This window comes from Methyloglobulus sp., from assembly GCF_964779595.1.
In genome coordinates, this window is sequence record NZ_CBAROL010000004.1 from 103,884 (window position 1) to 126,806 (window position 22,923).

A 22,923-nucleotide genomic window follows, 5' to 3' on the forward strand; every position below is an offset into this window, starting at 1 on the left:
AACGTCGCGCTAGCGACACATTAGAAATTAGATGCCACATGAAAATGACGATTCATATTAGTTACTTAAGTCGCCCATATTCGCGGCGAACAAGCCTTACGTTGCACTGTATCAGGCCTTACTATCGCCCAAACCTGTTCAAAAAAACTTCGCAACTGGTCACTCCTAATGTCCAACGCGCGACAAATTAGCAGGTTATCAATGCGCGTAACGCCACGGCCTTTGGTATCGCCAATTAAATCTTGCACCGCCGCAAAACTTTCCGCACTGGCTGGCGTGGCAAATAAAGTCCCACATGACGAATTTCCTTGCAATCCCCACCGCCCGCTAAATGCCTTGGCATCGAGATAGAGGCGCTCCAATAGCATGGGGCGATCTTCGCAATAAATCTGCCAACTCAAATCTGCCAAGCCATAATTAAAATTCTCGGCACAGGCAGGTCTGCCCATAGACAGGATTTCCCAACCGACAAAACGGGCATCGGCGGCAAGATTAACCTTAACCGAAGACTTCAACTGCGCACCTTCGTAAATGATAGTTTCTTGCGGCAACCATTCTAAAGCTGCACTTTCTCCAACAGTGATCCCTACATTCTGTTTGGCTTGCGCCCCAGAGCTACGATAAAATTTTCCCGCTGCGGGCGTGGTAATCAGGGCATGGCTGTGGGCTGCGGCATTAGCGCAAATTGTCAGTTGGTCGCCACCAACTATGCCGCCAGGCGGATGCAGGATATACACGTGGCATACGCCGCCTTCAGGATAAAATGGCCGCTGTACGGTTAATGGCCCGACATGGTCACGCTTAACCAGTGCAGTCTTATCTGTCGTAGCAGCAAAGGTTAAATTTAATGCAGCCCGCCAACCGTTTGGCTCAACCTTAACCGATTCCTGGCAATTCGATACCATTAGTTTGCCAGCGATAGCACGGCGACTGTGCTGGAAACTAAGCCAAAACTCAGCCTAAAAACATAAGCCCGCATTACATCTAGTAAACTAACGGCTATACCAAGGCTAATCAAAATGGTGGTGGCTACCAAAAAGCCCGACACATAATTAAGATGTCCTATACCTATTTCGGTTTCCGCAGCATGGACATAACCATGACTCAAGGCAAACACCGCCACCAATCCCATCGCCCAATAGCCAGAGAAAGACCAGTTACACCATATAATCAAGCCAACGGCCAGCACCGACAAAGAGACCCATAGCTCGGCGTAGTGCATCGGAAACCCGACGAAGTGTAGTCCTGCACCTGTCGCCATCAGGACTAAGAATATGACAGGTAGCTGCCAAAGCATTTTGCCCGACTGCACACTCGCCCATAAGCCAATGGCGAACATCACTAGCAGATGATCTAGTCCTTGGAAAGGATGGACAAAACCCGCCATAAAGCCATGTGTGATGCCAATGCCAGTATGCGCCCATGCGGGCGTTACAAAACCCAACAACATAACAAATAAAACCACAACTTTATTACCATACGTTTTCATAAACACCTCTCTATACAGTCAAATATCGCTTAACCATGTCTTCATTCAATTCCGCCATGTTTCCGGTAGCGACCCCGCGCCCCCTATCCATAATGTAAAACTGGTCGGCCACTTTTCGCGCGAAAGGCAGTTTTTGTTCCACCAACAATATCGTCACGCCCAGTTCATTCTTGATTTTGACGATGCCTTCACGAATTTCATCTTTCGCTTCATCTCCGACCTTGAGCAACTGGGTCGGCAAGCCTTTGGTGCGGTTGAGTCGAATAATCACATCGCCGATCTCGCTGACGATATTGGGTTGGATGCCTTCGGTCGGTTCATCCAGTATCAGCAACTTTGGATTCAGCACCAACGCCCTGCCGATAGCTAATTGTTGTTGCTGACCGCCGGACAAGTCGCCGCCCCGCCGTTTTAACATTTGTTTCAAGACCGGAAAAATTTCATAAATATGTTCTGGGACTGCTTTAATGCCTTGTTTACGCACGGCACGTAAGCCGATTTTCAGGTTTTCTTCCACGGTCAATAAGGGAAATATCTCCCGCCCTTGCGGCACGTAGCCAATGCCCAATTCAGCGCGTAATTCCGGTTTGGCAAGATTCAATACTGCGCCGTTGTAGTTGATGTTGCCATCACGCACAGCAATCAGCCCCATGATGCACTTCAATAAGGTGGTTTTACCGACCCCATTTCGTCCCATTAAGCAAACACAAGAGCCAGCGGGAATGTCAAAATTGACATCCCATAAGGTGTGGCTACCACCATAAAATTGATTTAACCCTGCTATATTTAGCATCAATCCCCCAGATAGACTTGGATGACACGCGGATCGTTCTGCACTTCATCCATTGTGCCTTCGGTCAGCACCGAACCTTCATGCAACACCGTCACCCGATGCTGTGCAATCGAGCGTACGAACTCCATATCATGTTCAACGACAATAATTGAGCACTCACTCTGCAATGACAATAACAACTGCGCGGTACGCTCGACTTCCTGATGGGTCATTCCAGCCACTGGCTCATCTACCAGCATTACCTTAGGTTCCTGCATCAGTAACATACCGATTTCCAACCATTGCTTCTGTCCGTGCGACAAGATACCAGCCAAATGTGACCGATGCTCGGTAAGCCCGATAGTTTCCAGCACCTGCTCGATCCGATCACGTTGCGTCTCGTTCAATTTTGCAAATAAGGTTGTCCATACGCCTTTATTGGTCGCCAAGGCCAGTTCCAAGTTCTCGAATACAGTCAGGGTTTCAAAGACACTGGGCTTTTGGAATTTACGGCAAATCCCCGCTTTGGAAATGGCGGGTTCATCCATTTGCAACAGGTCTATGGTCTGCCCAAAAAATACCGAGCCGCTGTCAGGGTGGGTTTTTCCAGTAATCACATCCATCAAGGTGGTTTTGCCTGCGCCATTCGGGCCAATCAAACACCTTAATTCACCGGCATCAATGTACATGGATAAGTTATTTAAAGCCTTGAAACCATCAAAGCTCACGCTGACGGCTTCCAGGTACAAGATCGGCCCGTGGCTGGTATCCAATTCCCCTGTTTTGGGTTTGTGCGCTAATTCGGTCATGACTTTTGTGCCTGAAAATGACGTTGCCAGAAACCCACCAATCCATCAGGTAAAAATACAGTTACCAGAATAAATGCAGCGCCCAAGAAAAATAACCAGATTTCCGGTGCCCAACCCGTCAACAAGGTTTTGGCGTAATTCACTAAGACCGCACCAACAATTGCGCCATATAGAGTCCCGCGACCACCGATAGCGACCCAGATCACGATTTCCAATGAGTTTATGGGCGAAAATTCACTGGGGTTGATGATGCCGACTTGCGGCACATACAACGCCCCGGCGATGCCAGCAAGCATGGCGGAAAAAACAAAAATCCACAACTTGAAGTGTTCTACGCGATAGCCTAAAAATCGTACACGGCTTTCCTGGTCGCGCACTGCCGTCACCACTCGGCCTAATTTACTTGACATGATCCAACGGCTAACCACAAAAGCCAGGATGAGCATAAAGCCGGAAATCAATAGCAGGCTTGCCCTGACGGCTTCGGACTGGATGTTAAAGCCCAGAATATCCTTAAAATCCGTTAAGCCGTTATTGCCGCCAAAACCCATTTCATTGCGGAAAAATGCCAGCAACAGGGCATAAGTCAACGCTTGGGTAATGATGGACAAATACACGCCCGTCACCCGTGAGCGGAAGGCCAGCCAACCGAACACAAACGCCAACAGCCCTGGCACTAACATGACCATCAATGCCGCAAACCAGAATTGTTCGAAGCCGTACCAATACCAGGGCAATTCCTGCCAATTCAGGAAGACCATAAAGTCGGGCAAAAGCGGATTGCCGTAGACGCTGCGGTTACCGATCTGACGCATCAAATACATGCCCATCGCATAGCCGCCCAAAGCAAAAAATGCGCCTTGCCCTAAAGCCAGGATACCGCAATAACCCCAAACCAAATCCAGCGATAATCCAAGTAAGGCAAAGCACAGGTATTTGCCCATGATCGAAACGCTGTAGGCCGAAAAATGCAGTGCTGATTCGACAGGGAAAATGAAATTGAACAATGGGACAAGCACTGAAAGTAGGGCGATGCTGCCCAATAACCAGCTTGCTGTTTTATCTTTCTTATACAAACTCGATAGCATGGTTTAGTTCTCCGCTGCGCGGCCTTTTTGCGGGAACAATCCGCGCGGGCGCTTTTGGATAAACAAGATGATGAACACCAAAACGAGTATCTTAGCGAGGACGGCACCCGCCACAGGTTCGAGCAGCTTATTGGCTATCCCCAAGGTAAAACCTGCCACCAGCGTACCCCAAAGATTGCCTACCCCACCGAACACCACCACCATGAAAGAATCGACGATATAGGACTGTCCCAAATTCGGGCCGACATTGGTAATCTGGCTCAAGGCCACGCCAGCTACACCAGCGATGCCAGAACCCAAGCCAAAGGTTAAGGCATCAACCCGCGCAGTAGGGACACCCATTGCTTTTGCCATATTGCGATTTTGGGCAACCGCGCGGACTTCCAGCCCTAAACGGGTAGATTTAAGGATTTGCAGCAATAAGGCGAACACCATCAAGCAAAACACCAAGATGTACAAGCGATTCCAGGTTAGCGAGAGAAAATCGTTGATTTGCAAAGTGCCGCTCATCCATTCCGGTGCGGCGACACTGCGGTTCAAAGGTGAAAAAATTGACCGCACCGTTTGCTGTAAAAACAAGCTGACCCCAAAGGTTGCCAGCAAAGTTTCCAGAGGACGACCATAAAGGAATCGGATAATACCGCGCTCAATCGCAATACCTACCAAAGCGGAAATCATAAACGCAGCGGGAATAGACAATATCAATGACCACCCCAGGGAATTCGGCATAAGCTGCTGCATGACGTAGGTGGTGTATGCACCCAGCATCATCAATTCGCCATGTGCCATATTGATAACACCCATGACCCCAAAGGTAATCGCCAAGCCTATAGCAGCCAAGACCAACACAGCGCCCAGGCTTAAACCGAAAAATAAGGTTTCAACGCCAGCATAGAGTTTCAATCGGGAATTAATCGTAACTAAGGCCGCTTTGGCCTGATTGCGAACATCCGTATCCGCTTCCACATAATTGCCATCGGCATCTTTCTCGACCAGCGCATTCAAGCGATTCACTACGTCTTGCGTAGCATGGTTTTTGAGCAGATCTATCGCGCTTAACCGTGCGGTCTTGTCCGTGCTGTTTAAGTCTTCCAAGCCAAGAACCCGTTTAATTTCATCTTGAACGCTTGAGTCCGGTTCAATGGTTAGGCGGTCACGCAATAAGCCTAGCCCTTCTTCATCTATCGCTTTGGCGATGGCATGGACGGCAGCTATCCTTACCTTGGCATCGTTGGCCTTAAGTTCCAGGCGACCGATGGTTTTCCGCAACGACGTTCTAAGGCTGTTATTGACCGTGATCTTTTGCGTGGCATCACGGTCAACCCTACCTAAATCTTGTCCGGTTTTAGCATCATTGACCTGATAACCCGTGCCGTTGTCTGTACCGATAACCAGTTTGCCGTCGTTCTTTAGCTTTAACAAATGCCCATCCAATAAGGCTTGCAAAATGACAATCGCCTTGGGTTCTTGCACGGCAGCCAGTTGCTCGACCGCCGCACTGCGTTCCTGCATGGATGCGGCAGTAAGCTTCGTCAATGCTTCATTAAAGACATCAATCTGCACTGTTTCTTCACCAAGCGTAAAACTTGGCATTAGCAGCATTAACAGTGCCATTGAAAGGAAGCAGCGTTTGAAAAAAAAAGTTTTCATTCTATGTGTTATGGATTGCATTTTTCCCACGCTCCGGCGTGGGAATGCTGTTTGTGACGCTCCAGCGTCCAGCAACACTAGAACGTTGCTGGATGAGTTCCCACGTCGGAACGTGGGAACTATTTATTAGGTAGACTCGGCTTACTAAGCGCATCCGAATTCGTTCTTATTGTTCTGCCAAAGCGTATCCCGCACCACCAGGGGCAACCACCGAGACAAATATAAAAGGTGAGTTGCCGACTGTCCTTGCACCATGCACTTGGTTGGGTTTCGCCACAGCAATATCGTTAGTTTTAATACGGCTGACTATTCCGTCGCCTTGAAAATAGTCAGCCGTACCGGATAATACTGTCCAAGTGTCTTGCCCATGCGGATGGACATGGGCGGCAATCTCTTGCCCTGGATTGACATACCAAACGACAATCACGGACTCTGGTGTTTCGAGTACCACTGAGCGTATAGGCAGGCCTTCCGAGGGCTGGATAAAGTCTGCAACTCGGAATAATCTTGTTTCGGATGCCACAAACTTTTTATTACCTTATCCGTTAAGAAAACCTGCCTGCCCAAACCAGGATTACTTATAGTTTTGCCCAGAACACTTTTTGGTTTTGGTGTTGTAATTACCGCAACTAATCGGTGCTGTCCAATCGGCAATAATAGGCTTGCTTTCGGGTAAGAAATCCGACCACGCGTCGCCATCGACGACCTTATTGGTTTGCCACACGGTAGCAAATTGGCCGTCATCCTGGATTTCACCGATTAACACGGGTTTGCTGATATGGTGGTTGGGCAACATTTTGGCCGTGCCGCCGGTCAGGTTAGGAAATTCCACGCCGATAATGGCATCTTGCACCTTGGCGGGGTCAGTAGAACCTGCTTTTTCAACGGCTTTTACCCACATGTTGAAGCCGATGTAGTGCGCTTCCATCGGGTCGTTAGTCACCCGCTTTGGATTCTTGATGTAATCCTGCCATTGCTTGATAAACGCGGCATTTTTGGTGGTGTCGACGCTCATGAAATAGTTCCATGCGGCAAGATGCCCGACCAGCGGCTTGGTGTCTATGCCGGACAATTCTTCTTCGCCAACCGAAAACGCAACAACCGGAATGTCTTCCGCTTTAATGCCCTGGTTGCCCAGTTCTTTGTAGAAAGGCACGTTGGCATCGCCATTGATCGTCGAAACCACCGCCGTTTTCTTGCCCGCCGACCCGAACTTCTTGATGTCGGCAACTATGCTTTGCCAATCGGAATGACCAAACGGCGTGTAGTTAATCATGATGTCTTTTTTAGCCACGCCTTTTGCCTTAAGGTAAGCCTCAAGGATTTTGTTGGTCGTGCGGGGGTACACGTAATCGGTTCCCGCCAACACCCAGCGTTTCACTTTCAGGTCGTTCATCAAATAATCGACCGCAGGAATCGCTTGCTGGTTCGGCGCAGCTCCGGTGTAGAAGACGTTTTTAGACGATTCTTCGCCTTCGTATTGCACGGGGTAAAACAAGACCCCGTTCAATTCTTCAATAACAGGCAAGACCGATTTACGCGACACCGATGTCCAGCAACCGAAAATGGCCGCCACCTTGTCTTTGGTCAATAATTCACGGGCTTTTTCGGCAAACAACGGCCAGTTGGAAGCGGGATCAACCACAACAGCCTCCAGCTTTTTGCCTAGCAAACCGCCTTTCTTGTTTTGCTCGTCGATTAACATCAGCATGGTGTCTTTCAGTGTGGTTTCGCTAATCGCCATCGTGCCGGATAAGGAATGTAATACGCCGACTTTGATGGTGTCTTCGGCTTGGGCATAACCTGCGCCCAAGCTTAGTGCGGCAACTGTCATAGCAGCCGCTAAGTTACGCAATTTTTGTGAAAACTTCTTCATAACAGTAGTCCTGATTAAATGGTGGAAATTAGATTTGTAATTGGAACCCGAGTTTGATGGCATTAATGCTGTCGCCGGAGGCGGTCGAGCTATAATCCAAGCCTTTCGTGAGCAAGTCGCCATACGTCCAGCTTAACGATACCCGTGCGTTATGAGCATCGATGACATAGTTAACACCGCCCTCGTATGCATCACGATCAGAACTGGTGCTGGGCATCACACTGGTGTAACGGAAATACGGTTGAAACTGTCCGATCCAGACTTTATCGGGGATTAAGTACATGCCGCTTACGTCATAAGCATTGCCTTCAAACATGGTAAAGCCACCGCCGGCATCGCGTGAAGCCTGGCTGTAACCATTGCCAATGCCATAGTTTTTGTATTCGCCATTGAAGGTAATCACACCGTTGTTGGGCAGCACTTTTTCCAGCAAAATATCTGCTGTTGTTCCACGGAATGTGCCAGGATCATCCGATGTACCAGCGCCGTCTTCCTGATATTGGTTAGTAACCCCGACCGTCAGAATATCGCCGCCTTTACCGTAGTATGTGCCGGAGGTGTAGTAGCCTGGATTTTTCTCGACATCCCAGAAATTATAGGCAACACGTTGGGCATAAAGGATATTGTCGTCCACGTTTGCGCCGCCCCGTAAGCCACGGAAAAATCCGGCTGCGTATTGCAAACGTCCACCAAAAGCTGCCCCCCAGAAAGTCGCGCCGTCATCACGGCCAAAAGAACCCGCCGACGTGCCATCGGATTTGATGGTCAGGTTGAAGTCTGCCGGTTCAAAGGGAGTACCCGATGCAAAGACGTTGTAAATCGGGCTGTAGAATGGCCCGTTCATTTCCCTACGTTCAGCTGGCACCAACATCCGACCTATCCAAAGGTTGATGTACGGGTTGTATTCAAACTTGCCGATAGCATCCAAAATCCGCATTTCGCCGCCGTTGCCACAAGTCTGGCAATCGGTATTGAATTCGAGCTTGATGTATTCATGGATTTGCGCGTTCAAATATAAGCGGATGTTATCCAGCGCAAAATCATTGCTCCATTGGCTATTGCCGGGCGTACCTGCTGAATCTTCTGCTGCGGTAAAGCTGGTGCGTAAACCCGCACCTACGCTAACCCATTTCGTGTCATCAATTTTGAAGGTAGCACCCGCCTGGGTTGCAGGTGAATGCATCGCCGCCAACATCAATAAAGTCATAGCTGGGAGTAGCGGCTTGCTTCTTATCCCAGCCCTTATTTGTTTCGTAATTCCCATGACAGATCCCCTAAGTTTTAAATGTGATTGGTTTACGCATCTGGCAAGTCCAAATGCAGCCAATAGTTCAGGCTGGGAGGGATTATTTGATTTAGGGGGAATTTGTACAATACGTCATCTGACTCATCAGTTAAATGACGTATATCCAATTGTCTGGCTCTGGCATACTGTTATACAACTCAACCAACCGTATGAAATTTTATGAAACAGCCATTAAGCCGGGTTACCGAATGTGTTTACTTATTTGCGTTGTGCGGCTTGATTGGCTGTACACCAGACGTGGTAAAAAAACAGCAACCGTTTGATTTCAATCATCCTGGGCAAATTGAATTGCAGCTAGAAGGTATTGATTCTTCCGTATCATCAGCCGACATAGGTCAGCAAGTCGTCAATAATCTTGCCGAGTGGGGGTATCCGATTGGGGCAAAAGACAACCAACCGTTCAGCCATGTTTTGAAAGCGACCGTTGGCAAGATAGAACATGCCAACACGCCTACTGGCTTTTCGTTTTCAGCAGGCAACTCAGATCCGAGGGCTATAGATTTCCAAAAAGCCGATGTCCTGCCCATTCGTTGCGAGCTGTCTACCATTGATCACCCTGAGCAATCCGGAGAACTCAATATGGACTTGATGGCGAGCGAAGCGGACAAACTGGCACTGGTATCCGGCAAATTGGCTGACCACATCAGCACGGTCTGTTTCAATTTGCTGCGCGAACTGAAATGGCCTGAGCCACATAAAACCAATGGGCAAAACAGCGTTGCACCCAGTTGGATGCCGGAAATCCGCATTGAAACCAAAGAAGCCCCAACCAATCCCGGCACTAAATCTGCACCTTCTGATCCTGCTGATAAGGCGGAAGTGGAGGTCGAAGAATCAGCCAATGAAGAACCAGCCAATAAGAATGCCAGGAAGCAAATCGTCATCCATAACCAAGGTTCGCCCGTGATTTTCCAGTTTGGGCATGAACGGAAATAGTGGTAAGCGCCAACCCTACATAAGTAAATTGAATAGACGCACCGATTATGTGCGTCTGTTGTTGATTTCGCACCAGAAACGGCTGTGATTTGGATGATCACATCTCTTATGCGCAATAATGGTTTTCCGAAATTGGTGCATAAGGTAACTAACCCTTATATTTCATAAGGATTAATCACCCAGATAACGGGCAGGATAAAAATTTTATTAAATTGGCACGTATCATGCTTTATTTTAATGAAGTTAATAAAGTTGTCCTCATCGTGTGTTGTACCTTCTCAAGGCACTGTTCTTGTCAAAGAATGAGTGCCTTTTTTTTGCAACACTGAAGGGAAAATAAACCGTCCTTATTTCTTCGCATCTATAAGAGGGTACGCACTATGGCCTCACTATGGGATCACTACACGGTCACTGATGCTTACGATGAAATGCGTGGCTCTGCAAACCAGGCCAGGCCATCTAGCCATCGCTTGAGCAATTATTTGGATAGCCTTGACCATGAGACATTGGATGTCCGAAGGACTGCGGCTGATATAGCAATCATGGAAATGGGCATCACCTTTACGGTCTACAGCGACGAAGGCAATATCGACAGGGCATGGCCGTTCGACATTATTCCCCGCATTATCGAAAACAAAGAATGGCGGCGCGTGGAAGTCGGCCTGGAACAACGGCTTAAAGCCTTAAATTGTTTTATCAACGACACTTATAACGAACAATCGTTTATCAAGGAGGGCTTGATACCGGAACATATCATTGCCAGTTCAGCCAATTTCCTCAAGGAATGCGTTGGGATGCAGCCCAAGTTCGGGGTATGGGCAAATATTTGTGGCAGTGATTTGGTCAGGGACAAGGACGGAACTATTTATGTGCTGGAAGATAATTTGCGCGTCCCGTCCGGCGTGTCGTACATGATCGAAAACCGGGTGATTACCAAAAAGGTATTCCCGGAATTATTGCAAGACTTGGATGTGCAACCCGTTGACGATTATCCGGCGCATTTACTTGAAATGCTGGTGTCCATAGCATCCGTGGATGTCAAAAATCCACGGATTGCGGTTCTAACCCCGGGGATTTACAACTCGGCGTATTTCGAACATGCTTTTTTGGCGCAACAAATTGGTGCGGAGTTGGTCGAAGGTGCCGATCTAATCGTGCAAGAAGACGACTGCGTTTATATGCGCACCATCAACGGATTGGAAAAAGTGGATGTCATTTATCGGCGTATCGACGATCAGTTCCTTGATCCTGATGTATTCCGTAAAGATTCCATGTTGGGCGTACGGGGTCTGATAAGGGCTTGGAAGGCTGGCAATGTCGCATTGGCGAATGCACCGGGTAGTGGAGTTGCCGATGATAAGGTGGTCTATTCCTACGTACCGCAAATGATCCGTTATTACCTCAATGAAGAACCCATCCTGCCGAATGTGCCGACTTATTTATGCAGCGACCCTGGGCAGCTTTCTTATGTGTTGGCACACCTTGAGGAACTGGTGGTAAAACCAGCTAATGAATCAGGCGGTTATGGGATGCTGGTGGGTCCACACGCCACGAAGGGACAAGTCGAAGAATTTCGTAAAATTATCAAGGCACAACCGCGCAACTACATCGCTCAACCCACATTGGCGCTGTCAACCTGCCCGACCTTATGTGACAATCAACTGGAGCCGCGTCATGTCGATTTGCGCCCTTTTGTCCTGCAAGGGGAAAACAGTTTTGTGACGGCTGGCGGATTGACCCGCGTCGCCCTAAAAAAGGGTTCCCTGGTCGTCAATTCTTCGCAAGGTGGCGGCAGCAAAGACACCTGGATTATCAACACGGGCAAGTAAATATGTTATCCCGATCTGCTGAACGCTTATATTGGCTGGCGCGGTACCTAGAACGGACTGAAAATACGGCTCGGTTACTGAGCGTGTACATGAACCTCATGTTCGATATGCCGATGGACGTAGAAGTGACTTGGCGCAATCTGCTGACAATATTTGGTGCGGAGGAAGAATTCTTTCAGCTTTACGATGTACCTAACGAACAAAACACGATGCGCTTCCTGCTGACCGACATTGCCAACCCGGGTTCCTTGTTCTCATCGTTGAATTCTGCCCGGGAAGATATACGGACATCCCGCGAGCTCATGCCTGACGAGGCTTGGCAGCAGGTCAATGAAATGTATTTGTTCGCGAAGAATAATGTGGAGACTGCCACCAATCGCCGGGGCAGGGTGTTGATATTGAACGAAATTATGCGGGGTTGCCAATGTTTCACGGGTTTTTTGTCGGGTGCTATGAGCCACAATGATGCACTCCAGTTTATCCGCTTAGGGCGAAATATTGAACGGGCTGACATGACGACGCGTATACTCGATATTGCCTCAATCATTTTGGCCGATGACCGTAGCGACAAATTGCGCCAACACGAAAATGCCTTGTGGATGCATGTCTTGAAATCCTTAAGTGCCTTGTTGATGTACCGCAAACATCGGCGGCATCGGATCAATAGCGGTGACGTGCTGGATTACTTGCTCAAGGATCAAGACTTCCCGCGCTCGGTTATTCATTGTGTCAATGAAGTCGAAACCTGCATTAAACGCCTTCAGAAGTCGGAAGGATTAAACGATAACCTGAACACATTGGCATCTTCCTTAATGGCTACTGACATCCATCGCATCACTCCGGCGCAACTGCACAAACTACTGGATGACATCCAGGTCAAGTTAGGCATTACCCATAACCAGGTCGCGTCAACCTGGTTTTTAGCGGCTAATTAAGTCTAGGGCATGATAAGGTTTTATTGCCAATGCGGGACTGAGATTTTCTTTGAAAACAGCCATTGTGCTGTGTGTGGCAAGGTTTTGGGATTCGACCCGAAACGACAAAATTTGTTGGCGTTGCAAGCCCATGAAGACAATATCTGGTTCTCTGTCACCACAAGCAGGCGTTATAGGCTTTGCTCACTGAGGCAGGATTTGGGTTGTAACTGGTTAATTCCAGTCCAGCAAAGTGACAGCCAATGCTTGTCCTGCCACCTGACACGCACCATTCCCACCCTGACCTTGCAACGTAACCACACGCGCTGGCAAAGCTTGGAACAGACCAAAAGAAGGGCTTTGTATACCATCCTGCGGTTGGGTTTAGCGTTTAACAGTTCTACCAATAGCTCCAGTTGTTCGGTTACTACGCCGCTTCCACCCCTTATTTTCGACTTCCTCGAAGACCAGCAGTCGAATTCGGAGGTAGGCCTGGATTTTGTTTATAGCGGCCACAGCAATGGCGTAATTACCATCAATGCGGCGGAAGCTGACGATAGCTTTCGTGCCGCCAACCGCGAACTCATGAATGAAATCTATCGAACCTTACTGGGGCATTTTAGGCATGAATTGGGGCATTATTATGGCCTGTTGCTTAAAAATGATGACAGAACATTCAACGAGTATCAGCAACTATTTGGGGATGAAAACCAAGATTACAAAGCTGCACTTGAACATTACTATGCCGAAGGAGCCAGGGACGATTGGCGGGAAAGTTTTATCAGTGCCTATGCTTCCGCCCATCCCCAGGAAGACTGGGCGGAAACCTGGGCGCACTACTTGCATATCAGCGACACCTTAGAAACTGCCCAGGCTTATCAGGTCATGAGTTGCAATCCAGTCGGCTTTGCATTTGAAAGGGAATTGTCCGAGTGGGCTAATCTGTCGGTAATACTGAACGCCTTGAACCGTAGCATGGGTGTTGACGATGCCTATCCTTTCGTCATTACGCCAATCATTGGGCAAAAGCTGAATTTTATAGACCGTCTCGTAAAGGCTTGGCAAGTGAACGGTCATAATGCGGCAAGGCAATAAAGGCGTTACGCAATTCCTCGTGCCAACGGCGTTTCAGTAATAACAGGTACTCGTCGTCAGCGTCAAAGCAATAGTATTCTTCAAAGCAGAAACTGTCCTTGCGGTAAACCAGGAGTTCTACTGGCGATCCGACGCTGGCATTGCTGCGTATCGTAGAATCCATTGAAATCAGGCTACACAGACCCGCTTCATCGAGCGGTGTGGACATTTTTACGAACCGATCCAGAATCGGCTTGCCGTATTTGCTTTCGCCGATCTGGAGGTAGGGAGTTTGCCTGGACGTGGTGATGCTGTTGCCTTCAGCGTAAATCAGGTAAGCGCCTGGAGGCTCTGCGCCGACCTGTCCGGCGATAATAAAGGTCGCGGTCGCATTAAAACTGGATTGCCCACCTTCTTCAGTATGCCGTTTTTGTTTCTCGATGCTGACCCGCCCCAGATAATCGGCGGCTTCAGACAAATACTGCATGGAATTGAGATTGACCAAGGCGTTTTCGCGCTTATCGCGCCGCAACTGCTCAACTACGGCTTGCGTCGTAGCCAAATTGCCAGCGCTCAACAAGATCAGTTTACGATCTTCCAAGGTAGCAAAAACGTGCATTTTGCTGTAGATGCTGACATTGTCGATTCCCGCATTCGTGCGGGAGTCAGAAGTCAACACCAAACCTTCATCGACCGAAACCGCGATGCAATAGGTCATGTCCGTTTAATCTCCAAAATATATATAGCAAGGAATTAGTCTACCCTAAATCGGCTATTTTTGCCCGTCATCACAAAAGATAAATTGAGATTTTTAAGGATGGTGAACACGGTGTTATTACGTCCCTTCTATGCTCTTTTTGTAACATTAGTATAAGCTGGATTTCTCGCTATTCTGTTTGCATGGTCTCCGACACTGCGCTTAAATTGCTAGTCCGTTGTAAAGCGACAGACACGGCAGCAGCACGGGTGACAACACCCAGCTTTTCAAAAATGTGTTCCAGGTGCTTATTGACGGTACGTGAGCTTCCTCCCAAAATAAGTCCTACTTCCTTATTGGTTTTGCCCCTGGAAATCCACATGAGAATTTCTGCTTCCCGCGAGGTTAGTCCCAAAGAATTTTTGACTGCATCGAGATTCCAATTCCCCGAACGCTTCTCCAGCAGTAGCAAATATTCTTGAAGATCATGGCAAGGTGTTAACTTTAAGGAGAAGTGAATTCCACCCCTAGTGCTTTCAAAAGCAACATGTTCGGCATTTTCTGATTTAGTTAGTTGTGATTTAACCCATTCAAATAGGGGTGTTGGCAGCGGTGAGCCGATTTTTATATTTTCTGGTAACATCGGCAATTGCAGGAATTCACACAGCCAGCGCGATCCGGCAAGAGGTAGCCACGTAATGCTACCACCCGCATTAATAGCCAACGCCGAAAACAAGCCATTGTTCAACGCATTTTCAACGCGCTGGATAGTCCGTGCTTGTTTTAGCTGGGCTTCAACCCGCGCTAGCACTTCGGGTGGACGAATGGGTTTGACCAGATAATCCACCGCACCTTCACCAAAACCGCGCAACAAATCATCCAATTCACTCAGTGCAGTCATGAATAGCACAGGGATTGCGGCAGTTTTGGGATCAGATTTAAGACGATTGCACGTTTCATAACCGTCGATACCCGGCATCATCACATCCAGCAAAATAATATCCGGTTTTAAGTACGCAATCTGTTCCAATGCCGATAAGCCATCAGTTGCGACCAAAACCCGATAACCGGATTCTGCAAGCGTATCCGACAATAAGGCCAAATTTTCCGGCGTGTCATCGACGATCATTACAGTGTCTTTTTTGGTGGTGAATTCATTGGTCATGGCTGTCTGCTTTCTCAGGGGTCAGATTGATGAGCGTTTTGAGTTCGGCAAGGCGGAATTCGTTGCTTAGCGATAACAGGCGTTGATAGTAATCCTCATGCTCTGGACGGGTTTGGCTTATTTCAGACAAATATTGATTAAGCCCAAAGAGATCACCAATACGGACATGGGCGATAATGGTTTCCATAATGTCCGAAGGCGGTAGGTTTTCAGACCCTGAAGGCAGCCATTTATCTTGTATGGTTTTAACGTCGCCTTGATAATTCCAATTAAGCCCAAGATGCAGCTTGAGCTTATAAAGTAGTTCCTGTACCTGCAAAGGTTTTGCCAGAAAATCGTTGCAACCCGCATTGATGGCATTCACACGGTCGGAAGGATAGGCGTTTGAGGTCAATACTATAATAGGTAGTAGATAGCTGCTTTGTCTTAATTTTTCAGCGGTTTCAAGGCCATTCATGTCGGGCATGGACAGGTCAAGCAAAACAATATCAGGGGGACTTTCCTGGACAATACGGAGACAGGCTTTGCCAGAATCGGCCTCAAACAGGGAAAACCCTAAGGGTTCTAAAATATCGGTAATCATCTGGCGATGTTCTGGCTGGTCATCCACCACCAGGACTTTCTTTACGCTTTCCTGATAGCCGATAATTTGTTGTTCACCCAGTTTTTCTTTATCGCCGCCCAAATTGGCAAGATAAAGGCGCACGGTAAATATGGTACCTTGGTTTAGGATACTGTCAACAATCAATTCGCCACCCATGATTTCAGTCAGGACTTTGCTGATGGTCAACCCTAAGCCACTGCCAGGAATCATATTTTCCTGAGCTAACTGAGCGAAGGGTTGGAAAATATTTTGTAGCTGTTCCTGATCTATACCTGCACCAGTATCAATGATTTGAAATGTAGTTACGCCACAACTGTAGCCAACCCTGAATATCACTTCGCCTTGCTTAGTGAATTTGATGGCATTGCCCAGCAAATTAATCAAAATCTGTCCCACCCGTTTTTCATCCCCGCGCACCCGTTGCGGCAGCGTGTTCATAATCTGGCAGCTAAAGACCAAGCCTTTGTCTTCAGCCTGGGGCTTGAAAATGCTAAGCAAGTGTTCGATAAAATTGGGGAAATCGATAATGTCTTTATTCAGTTCAAACTTACAGGCTTCAATCCGGGCGATATCGAGAATATCTTCAATCAATGAAGATAAATGCTCACCGCTGCGTTTTAAGATTGCTACCGCTTGCCTTCGATGGGCAGGGATGGACGGGTCTTTATGCAGGATGTAGGCATAGCCAATGATGCTATTTAATGGCGTGCGTATCTCATGGCTCATATTGCTAAGGAAGCGGCTTTTTGCGGAGTTTGCCTTGTCTGCCGCTTTGGTGGCTTCCTGCAATTTGGCATCGGTTTTTTTGTGTTCGGCGATCTCCATCAAGAGTCGCTGGGTTTGTTTGGCTGTTTCATCCTGAGCAACCCGTCGGCTTTCGTCATTCAATATCAACCACCATGTACACAGACCGATAAACACCAGCATTGATGAATAAACTTTGACAAAATTACTGAGTAATAGGTTGAATGATTGCAGATATTGTTGTGCGCCCAATAAATCTTGGTAATAAATAATGCCAATGAAAACACTGGTTAAGATAGTAAGGAAGGTGAATAACAAGCTAAACCGTATCAACCGCAATCTGGACAACAACGTAAGGCTATTGGGCAAGCACGATTTAGCTAGGCTTTCCAGGTAATCGTCCAACCGGAAGCCTGGTTTGCAGGCATCCATGCAGCTTGAATCCAGAGTGCAGCAAAGCGAGCAGATACTGCCTTCATAAAAAGGACAATACGCTGTATCTTCCCGCTCGAAATGGTTGCCGCAGATGGTGCATTGGCTAAGTTTGTCTTGATTTTTATGCGAATGGTAACGGGTCAGATAGCGCTTTCGCCCATACAGCTTTGCGATACAAGGCACCAACAGGAACGCCAAACCCAAAGCAATGAATGCAGAAAACGCCTGGGCATAATTGCCAAATAAACCCAAATAAGCCAAGATTGAAATAACTGATGCAAACAACGTCGAGAGCGTACCGACCGGATTCAGGTCAGGCAAATACGCACGTTTGAACTCGACGGTTTTGGGGCTGAGACCCAAGGGCTTGTTAATCAATAAATCAGCAGCGACTGCGCTGATCCAGGCGATTGATATGTTTGAAAATAACCCTAAGACTTTTTCCAGTGCGCTAAAGACACCAAATTCCATTAGCAATAAGGCTATAGAAACATTGAAAAATAGCCAGATAACCCGTCCGGGATGACTGTGGGTCAAGCGTGAAAAAAAATTAGACCATGCCAAAGAACCCGCATAAGCATTGGTGACGTTAATTTTGATTTGTGAAATGATGACGAATAAAGTCGTCACCGCCAACGCCGTTCGGCTGTTTTCAAACAAGCTGCTGTATGCAATCAGGTACATTTGCGTCGGCTCATGGGCATGGGCAGGCGCAATGCCGTGACGGATAGCAAGATGGGCAAGCAATGCGCCGCCGATCTGCCTTAACATGCCGAATACAATCCAGCCAGGCCCAGCAGCCAACGTTGCTGCCCACCAACGGAATCGGTTTTGTTGGGTAAGTTCTGGCATGAACCGGAGAAAATCCACCTGCTCCCCAATCTGGGCCACCATCGAAAACGCGATGGTGGTTGCGCTGCCAAATAACAACCAGTTAAAGCCTTGGCCGCTTTCGGCAATCCAGAAATAGGTCTGCAACGTCATGATGGCTTCGGGTTCGCGCACAAATACAGCAACGTAAGGCGTTACCAATAACAACAGCCACAGCGGCTGAGTCCACAATTGCAATCGACTGATCGTCGTAATGCCAAACGTAACCAACGGAATGACAGTGACAGCACTGACAATATGCGCTAACGCAATAGGAATATGGAAATACATCTCGATAGCCAATGACATGATGGAGGCTTCGAGCGCAAACAAGGTAAACGTAAAGAAAGCGTATATCAGCGAAGTGACTGTCGAACCGATATAGCCAAACCCGGCACTGCGGGTCAGCAGGTCAATATCAATGTTGTAGCGGGCGGCGTAATAACTGATCGGAAAGCTGGTGATGAAAATGATGATGCCAACCGCAATAATCGCCCAAACCGCGTTGGTGAAACCATAATTAATCGACAAAAACCCGCCTATCGCCTCCAATACCAGGAATGAAGTCGAGCCGAAAGCCGTGTTTGCAACCTGAAATTCCGACCATTTACGGAAGGTTCTGGGCGCAAACCGCAACGCGTAATCCTCCATGGTCTCATCTGCGACCCAGGCGTTATAGTCACGGCGGATATTGGAGATATTTTGATGGATTATTGCTTCCCTAAACAGCCTAGTTAGTAACTGTTACAAAAAAAGCAATAAATATGCCAGACACGCAGCTAGGTAATCGCCAGGAATACCGCTTTATTTGCCATCCCCGAAAGGTTAGTAATTCCAAAATGGTGCATCCATGAACCATTATTGTGCATAACTGTATAAGTGAAGTGCTAGAACAGTTAGTCTTTGCAACATGAAGCCAATAGCAAAATGGCGCGAGCCTTTTCAGCCCACCAAATCAGGGAGCAACGAAACAATCGCGCTTTTGATGGCTGTTGCCGCATTCTGAAGGTTGCCCTGTTCTTCACCATTCATTTCAGGGTGTAAATGGCGAAGGATACCGTTTCGTCCCACCACAACCGGGATGCTGAAACAGTTGTCCTTAACGCCCATCCATTCGTTGAATCGAGTAGATAAGGGCATAGTGCAGTTTTGGTCAAACACAATGGCTTCAATAACCATGCAGGTTGCGGTTGCAATCGCATGGTCGGTGTAACCTTTGAGACGAAAGACTTCAAATCCTGCTTCGATCACCTGATTGAAAAGTTCCCGATGGCGAGGGGTATCGCGGATACGCTCACCACCCGCTTCGGCGCTGCTTAGGATGGGAAATTGGTTCGGGCCGTGTTCGCCTAGTATATAAGTACGAAGGTCATCGGGGTGGATATGCAATTCCTGTGAAAGCAAGGTGCGGAAACGGGCGGAATCAACCAATGTCCCGACACCCATCACCCGATTGTGTAGGAAACCCGACAATTTTGTTGCCGCATAAGTCATCACATCCACCGGATTAGTGACAATAATAAAGATGGCATTTGGATTATTGGCTGCGAGTGTGGGAATCAATTCCCTGAACATAGCGGCGTTATTTTCACCCAGTTGCATCCGGGAAGTGATGATTTCACCTTCAACCGCAACAGATGCTGTAATAATAATGATGTCCGCGCCCGTGACTTGACTATTGCTGCACGCTTCTATGTGCATTGGCCGCGAGCAAAACGCCAAGGTGTGCTGCAAGTCAAGCGCATCGCCTTTTGCTTTTTCAGGGTTGCGCCCCGCGATCACCAGATGGTCACAAAATTGCTTGAGAACCAAGGCATAAGCAATGTTGATTCCGACACGTCCAGTTCCAATGATGGCGATTTTCATGGCTACCTTAGCTTACGTTTGGTTATAGGTATTTCAAGACCTGTGCATTCATTAATGGGATCTTTATTTTGATCGCCCAATTAAAAGCACAACCTCGTAGGTCTAAACGCCGTCTATTCACCATTTAATCCGGCATGATAACTATGCGGTTTGTCAATACTCGTCATTTGTTGCGGAAGACGGATAATTGTCCGTCGAGCAAAGTGATTGCTGGTTTGGGTCACTGAATTGTGAACAAGGGTTAGATGAAACAATTTCAATTTCCAACATCATAAACATCAGAATCACTAGGGTTAAAAAACCAAATGCCTGCATGGTTGCATCCTCTCGGTTAACGGTTTAGCCAATGCATGGGTTTAATGAGGGCTGCCCCACATCCTAAACGCAGCCAACCCATACATTTAAGAAATAAGCATTATTTATGCCAGCCATTAAAGCCTTAATTCATCAGCATTTTGGCAAGTGGTCACGGTAACCTGACTAATACCGTCAACTTGAGTGTCAATTATTTGTAAGTGCCTATACCCGCTTGGTATTAATGTAGGCTATGTCACCGTTAAATATGGAATTTTTTATCTGCTTCTCCAGTCGAACGCTGTGGTTTCAATAACTAAATATAAGCCAATCTGACTTTTACACACATTGTCACGGTCACCGATAAGCTATTGCGTTCTGCCAGAATGGTCTAGCATGAGCCATAATTCATCTGATGAGGAATATTTATGTTAAGTTTAACTTTCCAAGACGGCTTAGATAAGGTTCGCAACCAATTACCGTCGGTTATTGCTGATTTCAGCATAAATTCAGAAAATCACCGTGCAATGGTTTTGAAGTGGCAAGAATACGCTGATAGCCGTTTACTTTAAGTCGAAGGCAAACGGTTTATCAAATGAGTAAACACACAAATTGCCCACGCTATCCAAAAGGCTAATTATGGACGTATTGACAGACCTCAAAGCTATCCTGCATTCCAAACGGGCGAATATTTACTACCTGGAAAAATGCCGCGTCATGCAAAAAGACGGGCGGGTTTTATATTTGAGCGAAGCCAAAGACGAAAACCAATACTGGAATATCCCCATCGCCAACACCACCGTCATCCTGCTCGGCACAGGCACATCCATCACCCAGGCAGCGGTCAGGATGCTCGCCTCAGCAGGCGTATTGATCGGCTTTAGCGGAGGCGGCGGAACACCCCTGCTAATGGGCAACGAAATCGAATGGTTCACCCCGCAAAGCGAATACCGTCCGACCGAGTATATCCAAGGTTGGCTAAGTTTCTGGTTTGATGACCAAAAACGCTTACAAGTCGCCAAACAATTTCAGGCGCAACGGCTGGATTACCTACGCCGCACCTGGGGCAAAGACAAAGACCTCAAAGCCGAAGGCTTCAACCTGGACGATCACGACATAAACCTCGCGTTAGACGGCTATAACGCAAAAATAGACAACGCCCAAAAAGTTGGCGACCTGTTGCTCACCGAAGCCCAACTGACCAAAAGCCTGTACAAAGTTGCCGTCAAACGCAGTGGTCAAGCAGAATTCGTCCGCAATTACGACAGCACGGACGATGCCAACGCCTTCCTCAACCACGGCAATTATCTGGCTTATGGCCTAGCCGCGACCACACTTTGGGTACTGGGCATACCGCACGGCTTCGCCGTCATGCACGGCAAAACAAGGCGTGGTGCCTTGGTTTTCGATGTCGCCGACCTCATCAAAGACGCCATCATCCTGCCTTGGGCGTTCATCAGTGCCAAAGAAAAAATGAGCGAACAAGAATTCCGCCAGCAATGCTTACAAAAATTCACCGAACACAAGGCGCTGGATTTTATGTTTGAGCAAGTCAAACAGCAAGCTTTGCGGGAAGGAAAAGAACCGCATGGGTAAAATTAAAATACCGTTCGTGGAAAGTGTTTTAAATACACCGTTCGTGGTGAGCCGTGTCGAACCGCCAACAACCTTGATTAAATGTTTTCATAAAATGATGGTCACTAAAACATTGCCCCGCGATACTTTACCGCGACCGTTCTTCCCTCAACACTTCACGCAACGCGTCTTTAACGCTGTCAGTCAGCAAGCCGCGACGCAAAGTTTCATTGATAAGCGTTTGGTATCCCCGACCGCCTGCTTTGGCTTTGTAGGCATTGATAACAGAGGTATCTAGCATGATGGTAATCCGTTGTTTGCCTAAATCTAAATCAGGCAAAACCTCGCGTAAAGGCTTAAGCTCAGAAAATTGCGCCTCCTCTAACTCAGGGCTATCTTCATCCGGCGTATCGGCAAGCGGTGCAGCATCGACTGCTGACCAATCAATTTTGGATGATGCTTTTGAATTTTTTTTGCTCTCGTACATTGGCTTTCCTCAAAGAAATAATACGGATTTCATCACCTGCAGGATAACAAAAAACGACCACCATCAGCCTGCCGTCGATAGTGTTATATCCGATAAAACGCCGTTCAGGGTAATTCTTGCGGTTATCCTCGACAACCAACATGGTATCATTGAACATCGCTTCTGCCGCCAGCAAAGGCAGTCCTCGGCTTTTAATATTTGTTTGGTTTTTAACTGGGTCGCAGGTCAGTTTCACAGGTTAAATTATACATACAATAATATGCATAACGATAGCAATTTTTCACACTATCTACTATCAAGCTAAGGTTTAATACCTTTAATAAGGACACTACCATGATGGTAACTTTTATTTCAGAATGCGAAAAGAAAGCCCTAAACCGCACCCGCCGGGTGTTAGACGCATTCGCCAACCGCATCGGCAGCAACACCTGGCAAACCGTCAT

General features: G+C 47.6%; 22 protein-coding genes. 7 read left to right on the forward strand and 15 right to left on the reverse strand.

Annotated features, from left to right (window positions below; all coding sequences use genetic code 11):
- Positions 1-65: 65 nt before the first annotated feature.
- The 9 genes from AC1YY3_RS03315 to AC1YY3_RS03355 form a co-directional block, all read right to left on the reverse strand.
- Entirely contained in the window at positions 66-905 is an 840-nt protein-coding gene (locus AC1YY3_RS03315) for an urease accessory protein UreD (RefSeq protein ID WP_482194306.1), read from the reverse strand.
- Complete coding sequence (locus AC1YY3_RS03320; RefSeq protein WP_481823034.1) at positions 905-1,489, reverse strand: HupE/UreJ family protein; 585 nt, start codon at positions 1,487-1,489, stop codon at positions 905-907. The genes AC1YY3_RS03315 and AC1YY3_RS03320 overlap by 1 nt, the downstream gene beginning before the upstream one ends.
- Positions 1,490-1,499: 10 nt before the next feature.
- A complete protein-coding gene (locus AC1YY3_RS03325; protein ID WP_481823035.1) occupies positions 1,500-2,282 on the reverse strand; it encodes an ATP-binding cassette domain-containing protein in 783 nt (260 codons plus the stop codon).
- Positions 2,282-3,070, reverse strand: coding sequence for an urea ABC transporter ATP-binding protein UrtD (gene urtD / locus AC1YY3_RS03330; protein WP_481823036.1), 789 nt, complete (start codon positions 3,068-3,070; stop codon positions 2,282-2,284). The genes AC1YY3_RS03325 and urtD overlap by 1 nt, the downstream gene beginning before the upstream one ends.
- Positions 3,067-4,158: an urea ABC transporter permease subunit UrtC gene (urtC, locus tag AC1YY3_RS03335; protein WP_481823037.1), complete on the reverse strand. Its 1,092-nt coding sequence runs from the start codon at positions 4,156-4,158 to the stop codon at positions 3,067-3,069. The genes urtD and urtC overlap by 4 nt, the downstream gene beginning before the upstream one ends.
- Positions 4,159-4,161: 3 nt before the next feature.
- Positions 4,162-5,808: an urea ABC transporter permease subunit UrtB gene (urtB, locus tag AC1YY3_RS03340; protein WP_481823038.1), complete on the reverse strand. Its 1,647-nt coding sequence runs from the start codon at positions 5,806-5,808 to the stop codon at positions 4,162-4,164.
- Positions 5,809-5,974: 166 nt separating this feature from the next.
- A complete protein-coding gene (locus AC1YY3_RS03345) occupies positions 5,975-6,331 on the reverse strand; it encodes a cupin domain-containing protein (protein ID WP_481823039.1) in 357 nt (118 codons plus the stop codon).
- Positions 6,332-6,382: 51 nt separating this feature from the next.
- Positions 6,383-7,684: an urea ABC transporter substrate-binding protein gene (gene urtA, locus AC1YY3_RS03350; RefSeq protein WP_481823040.1), complete on the reverse strand. Its 1,302-nt coding sequence runs from the start codon at positions 7,682-7,684 to the stop codon at positions 6,383-6,385.
- Positions 7,685-7,712: 28 nt separating this feature from the next.
- A complete protein-coding gene (locus AC1YY3_RS03355) occupies positions 7,713-8,948 on the reverse strand; it encodes a hypothetical protein (RefSeq protein WP_481823041.1) in 1,236 nt (411 codons plus the stop codon).
- Between the two features lie 201 nt (positions 8,949-9,149).
- Between AC1YY3_RS03355 and AC1YY3_RS03360 the strand changes: the two genes are divergently transcribed.
- From AC1YY3_RS03360 to AC1YY3_RS03375, 4 genes are all read left to right on the forward strand, one after another.
- A complete protein-coding gene (locus AC1YY3_RS03360) occupies positions 9,150-9,926 on the forward strand; it encodes a hypothetical protein (protein ID WP_481823042.1) in 777 nt (258 codons plus the stop codon).
- A 380-nt stretch (positions 9,927-10,306) separates the two neighbouring features.
- Complete coding sequence (locus tag AC1YY3_RS03365; protein ID WP_482194307.1) at positions 10,307-11,755, forward strand: circularly permuted type 2 ATP-grasp protein; 1,449 nt, start codon at positions 10,307-10,309, stop codon at positions 11,753-11,755.
- A 2-nt stretch (positions 11,756-11,757) separates the two neighbouring features.
- Positions 11,758-12,690: an alpha-E domain-containing protein gene (locus AC1YY3_RS03370; RefSeq protein WP_482194308.1), complete on the forward strand. Its 933-nt coding sequence runs from the start codon at positions 11,758-11,760 to the stop codon at positions 12,688-12,690.
- Between the two features lie 9 nt (positions 12,691-12,699).
- Positions 12,700-13,764 (forward strand): zinc-binding metallopeptidase family protein, encoded by a 1,065-nt coding sequence (locus AC1YY3_RS03375; RefSeq protein ID WP_481823043.1) that lies wholly within the window; start codon positions 12,700-12,702, stop codon positions 13,762-13,764.
- On the opposite strand, the gene AC1YY3_RS03380 is transcribed toward AC1YY3_RS03375, so the two are convergent.
- The 4 genes from AC1YY3_RS03380 to AC1YY3_RS03395 all read right to left on the reverse strand — a co-directional run bounded on the left by AC1YY3_RS03380 (position 13,706) and on the right by AC1YY3_RS03395 (position 20,124).
- Positions 13,706-14,461: a proteasome-type protease gene (locus AC1YY3_RS03380; protein WP_481823044.1), complete on the reverse strand. Its 756-nt coding sequence runs from the start codon at positions 14,459-14,461 to the stop codon at positions 13,706-13,708. The two genes, AC1YY3_RS03375 and AC1YY3_RS03380, sit on opposite strands and share 59 nt — an antisense overlap.
- Before the next feature lie 169 nt (positions 14,462-14,630).
- Positions 14,631-15,605: a response regulator gene (locus AC1YY3_RS03385; RefSeq protein WP_481823045.1), complete on the reverse strand. Its 975-nt coding sequence runs from the start codon at positions 15,603-15,605 to the stop codon at positions 14,631-14,633.
- The gene (locus AC1YY3_RS03390; RefSeq protein ID WP_482194309.1) at positions 15,595-18,909 is read right to left on the reverse strand and encodes a response regulator; all 3,315 of its coding nucleotides are present in this window, start codon (positions 18,907-18,909) and stop codon (positions 15,595-15,597) included. The genes AC1YY3_RS03385 and AC1YY3_RS03390 overlap by 11 nt, the downstream gene beginning before the upstream one ends.
- Before the next feature lie 291 nt (positions 18,910-19,200).
- Positions 19,201-20,124 (reverse strand): malate dehydrogenase, encoded by a 924-nt coding sequence (locus tag AC1YY3_RS03395; protein ID WP_482194310.1) that lies wholly within the window; start codon positions 20,122-20,124, stop codon positions 19,201-19,203.
- A 722-nt stretch (positions 20,125-20,846) separates the two neighbouring features.
- Between AC1YY3_RS03395 and AC1YY3_RS03400 the strand changes: the two genes are divergently transcribed.
- Both AC1YY3_RS03400 and cas1f read left to right on the forward strand, forming a co-directional pair.
- Positions 20,847-20,990: a hypothetical protein gene (locus AC1YY3_RS03400; RefSeq protein WP_482194312.1), complete on the forward strand. Its 144-nt coding sequence runs from the start codon at positions 20,847-20,849 to the stop codon at positions 20,988-20,990.
- Between the two features lie 67 nt (positions 20,991-21,057).
- Positions 21,058-22,014 carry a type I-F CRISPR-associated endonuclease Cas1f gene (gene cas1f, locus AC1YY3_RS03405; RefSeq protein ID WP_482194313.1) on the forward strand — a complete coding sequence of 319 codons (957 nt, stop codon included), beginning with the start codon at positions 21,058-21,060 and terminating at the stop codon, positions 22,012-22,014.
- 127 nt (positions 22,015-22,141) lie between these two features.
- Here the strand turns inward: cas1f and AC1YY3_RS03410 are convergent, their stop codons facing one another.
- Both AC1YY3_RS03410 and AC1YY3_RS03415 read right to left on the reverse strand, forming a co-directional pair.
- Entirely contained in the window at positions 22,142-22,480 is a 339-nt protein-coding gene (locus AC1YY3_RS03410) for a BrnA antitoxin family protein (RefSeq protein ID WP_482194314.1), read from the reverse strand.
- Positions 22,437-22,715, reverse strand: a complete 279-nt coding sequence (locus AC1YY3_RS03415; protein ID WP_482194315.1) for a BrnT family toxin — start codon at positions 22,713-22,715, stop codon at positions 22,437-22,439. The genes AC1YY3_RS03410 and AC1YY3_RS03415 overlap by 44 nt, the downstream gene beginning before the upstream one ends.
- 101 nt (positions 22,716-22,816) lie before the next feature.
- Between AC1YY3_RS03415 and AC1YY3_RS03420 the strand changes: the two genes are divergently transcribed.
- Positions 22,817-22,923, forward strand: a 107-nt coding sequence (locus AC1YY3_RS03420) for a hypothetical protein (protein WP_482194317.1), incomplete at its 3' end; no start/stop codon positions are given.

What these genes read in the sequence shown, in the direction of transcription:
- AC1YY3_RS03320 (WP_481823034.1), bottom strand. Translation starts at nt 1,489, where the DNA reads ATGAAAACGTATGGTAATAAAGTTGTGGTTTTATTTGTTATGTTGTTG.
- AC1YY3_RS03325 (WP_481823035.1), bottom strand. Translation starts at nt 2,282, where the DNA reads ATGCTAAATATAGCAGGGTTAAATCAATTTTATGGTGGTAGCCACACC.
- AC1YY3_RS03360 (WP_481823042.1), top strand. Translation starts at nt 9,150, where the DNA reads ATGAAACAGCCATTAAGCCGGGTTACCGAATGTGTTTACTTATTTGCG.
- AC1YY3_RS03355 (WP_481823041.1), bottom strand. Translation starts at nt 8,948, where the DNA reads ATGGGAATTACGAAACAAATAAGGGCTGGGATAAGAAGCAAGCCGCTA.
- urtA (WP_481823040.1), bottom strand. Translation starts at nt 7,684, where the DNA reads ATGAAGAAGTTTTCACAAAAATTGCGTAACTTAGCGGCTGCTATGACA.
- AC1YY3_RS03385 (WP_481823045.1), bottom strand. Translation starts at nt 15,605, where the DNA reads ATGACCAATGAATTCACCACCAAAAAAGACACTGTAATGATCGTCGAT.
- urtD (WP_481823036.1), bottom strand. Translation starts at nt 3,070, where the DNA reads ATGACCGAATTAGCGCACAAACCCAAAACAGGGGAATTGGATACCAGC.
- AC1YY3_RS03315 (WP_482194306.1), bottom strand. Translation starts at nt 905, where the DNA reads ATGGTATCGAATTGCCAGGAATCGGTTAAGGTTGAGCCAAACGGTTGG.
- urtC (WP_481823037.1), bottom strand. Translation starts at nt 4,158, where the DNA reads ATGCTATCGAGTTTGTATAAGAAAGATAAAACAGCAAGCTGGTTATTG.
- AC1YY3_RS03410 (WP_482194314.1), bottom strand. Translation starts at nt 22,480, where the DNA reads ATGTACGAGAGCAAAAAAAATTCAAAAGCATCATCCAAAATTGATTGG.
- AC1YY3_RS03375 (WP_481823043.1), top strand. Translation starts at nt 12,700, where the DNA reads ATGATAAGGTTTTATTGCCAATGCGGGACTGAGATTTTCTTTGAAAAC.
- AC1YY3_RS03380 (WP_481823044.1), bottom strand. Translation starts at nt 14,461, where the DNA reads ATGACCTATTGCATCGCGGTTTCGGTCGATGAAGGTTTGGTGTTGACT.
- AC1YY3_RS03400 (WP_482194312.1), top strand. Translation starts at nt 20,847, where the DNA reads ATGTTAAGTTTAACTTTCCAAGACGGCTTAGATAAGGTTCGCAACCAA.
- AC1YY3_RS03365 (WP_482194307.1), top strand. Translation starts at nt 10,307, where the DNA reads ATGGCCTCACTATGGGATCACTACACGGTCACTGATGCTTACGATGAA.
- cas1f (WP_482194313.1), top strand. Translation starts at nt 21,058, where the DNA reads ATGGACGTATTGACAGACCTCAAAGCTATCCTGCATTCCAAACGGGCG.
- AC1YY3_RS03395 (WP_482194310.1), bottom strand. Translation starts at nt 20,124, where the DNA reads ATGAAAATCGCCATCATTGGAACTGGACGTGTCGGAATCAACATTGCT.
- urtB (WP_481823038.1), bottom strand. Translation starts at nt 5,808, where the DNA reads ATGAAAACTTTTTTTTTCAAACGCTGCTTCCTTTCAATGGCACTGTTA.
- AC1YY3_RS03370 (WP_482194308.1), top strand. Translation starts at nt 11,758, where the DNA reads ATGTTATCCCGATCTGCTGAACGCTTATATTGGCTGGCGCGGTACCTA.
- AC1YY3_RS03390 (WP_482194309.1), bottom strand. Translation starts at nt 18,909, where the DNA reads ATGGAGGATTACGCGTTGCGGTTTGCGCCCAGAACCTTCCGTAAATGG.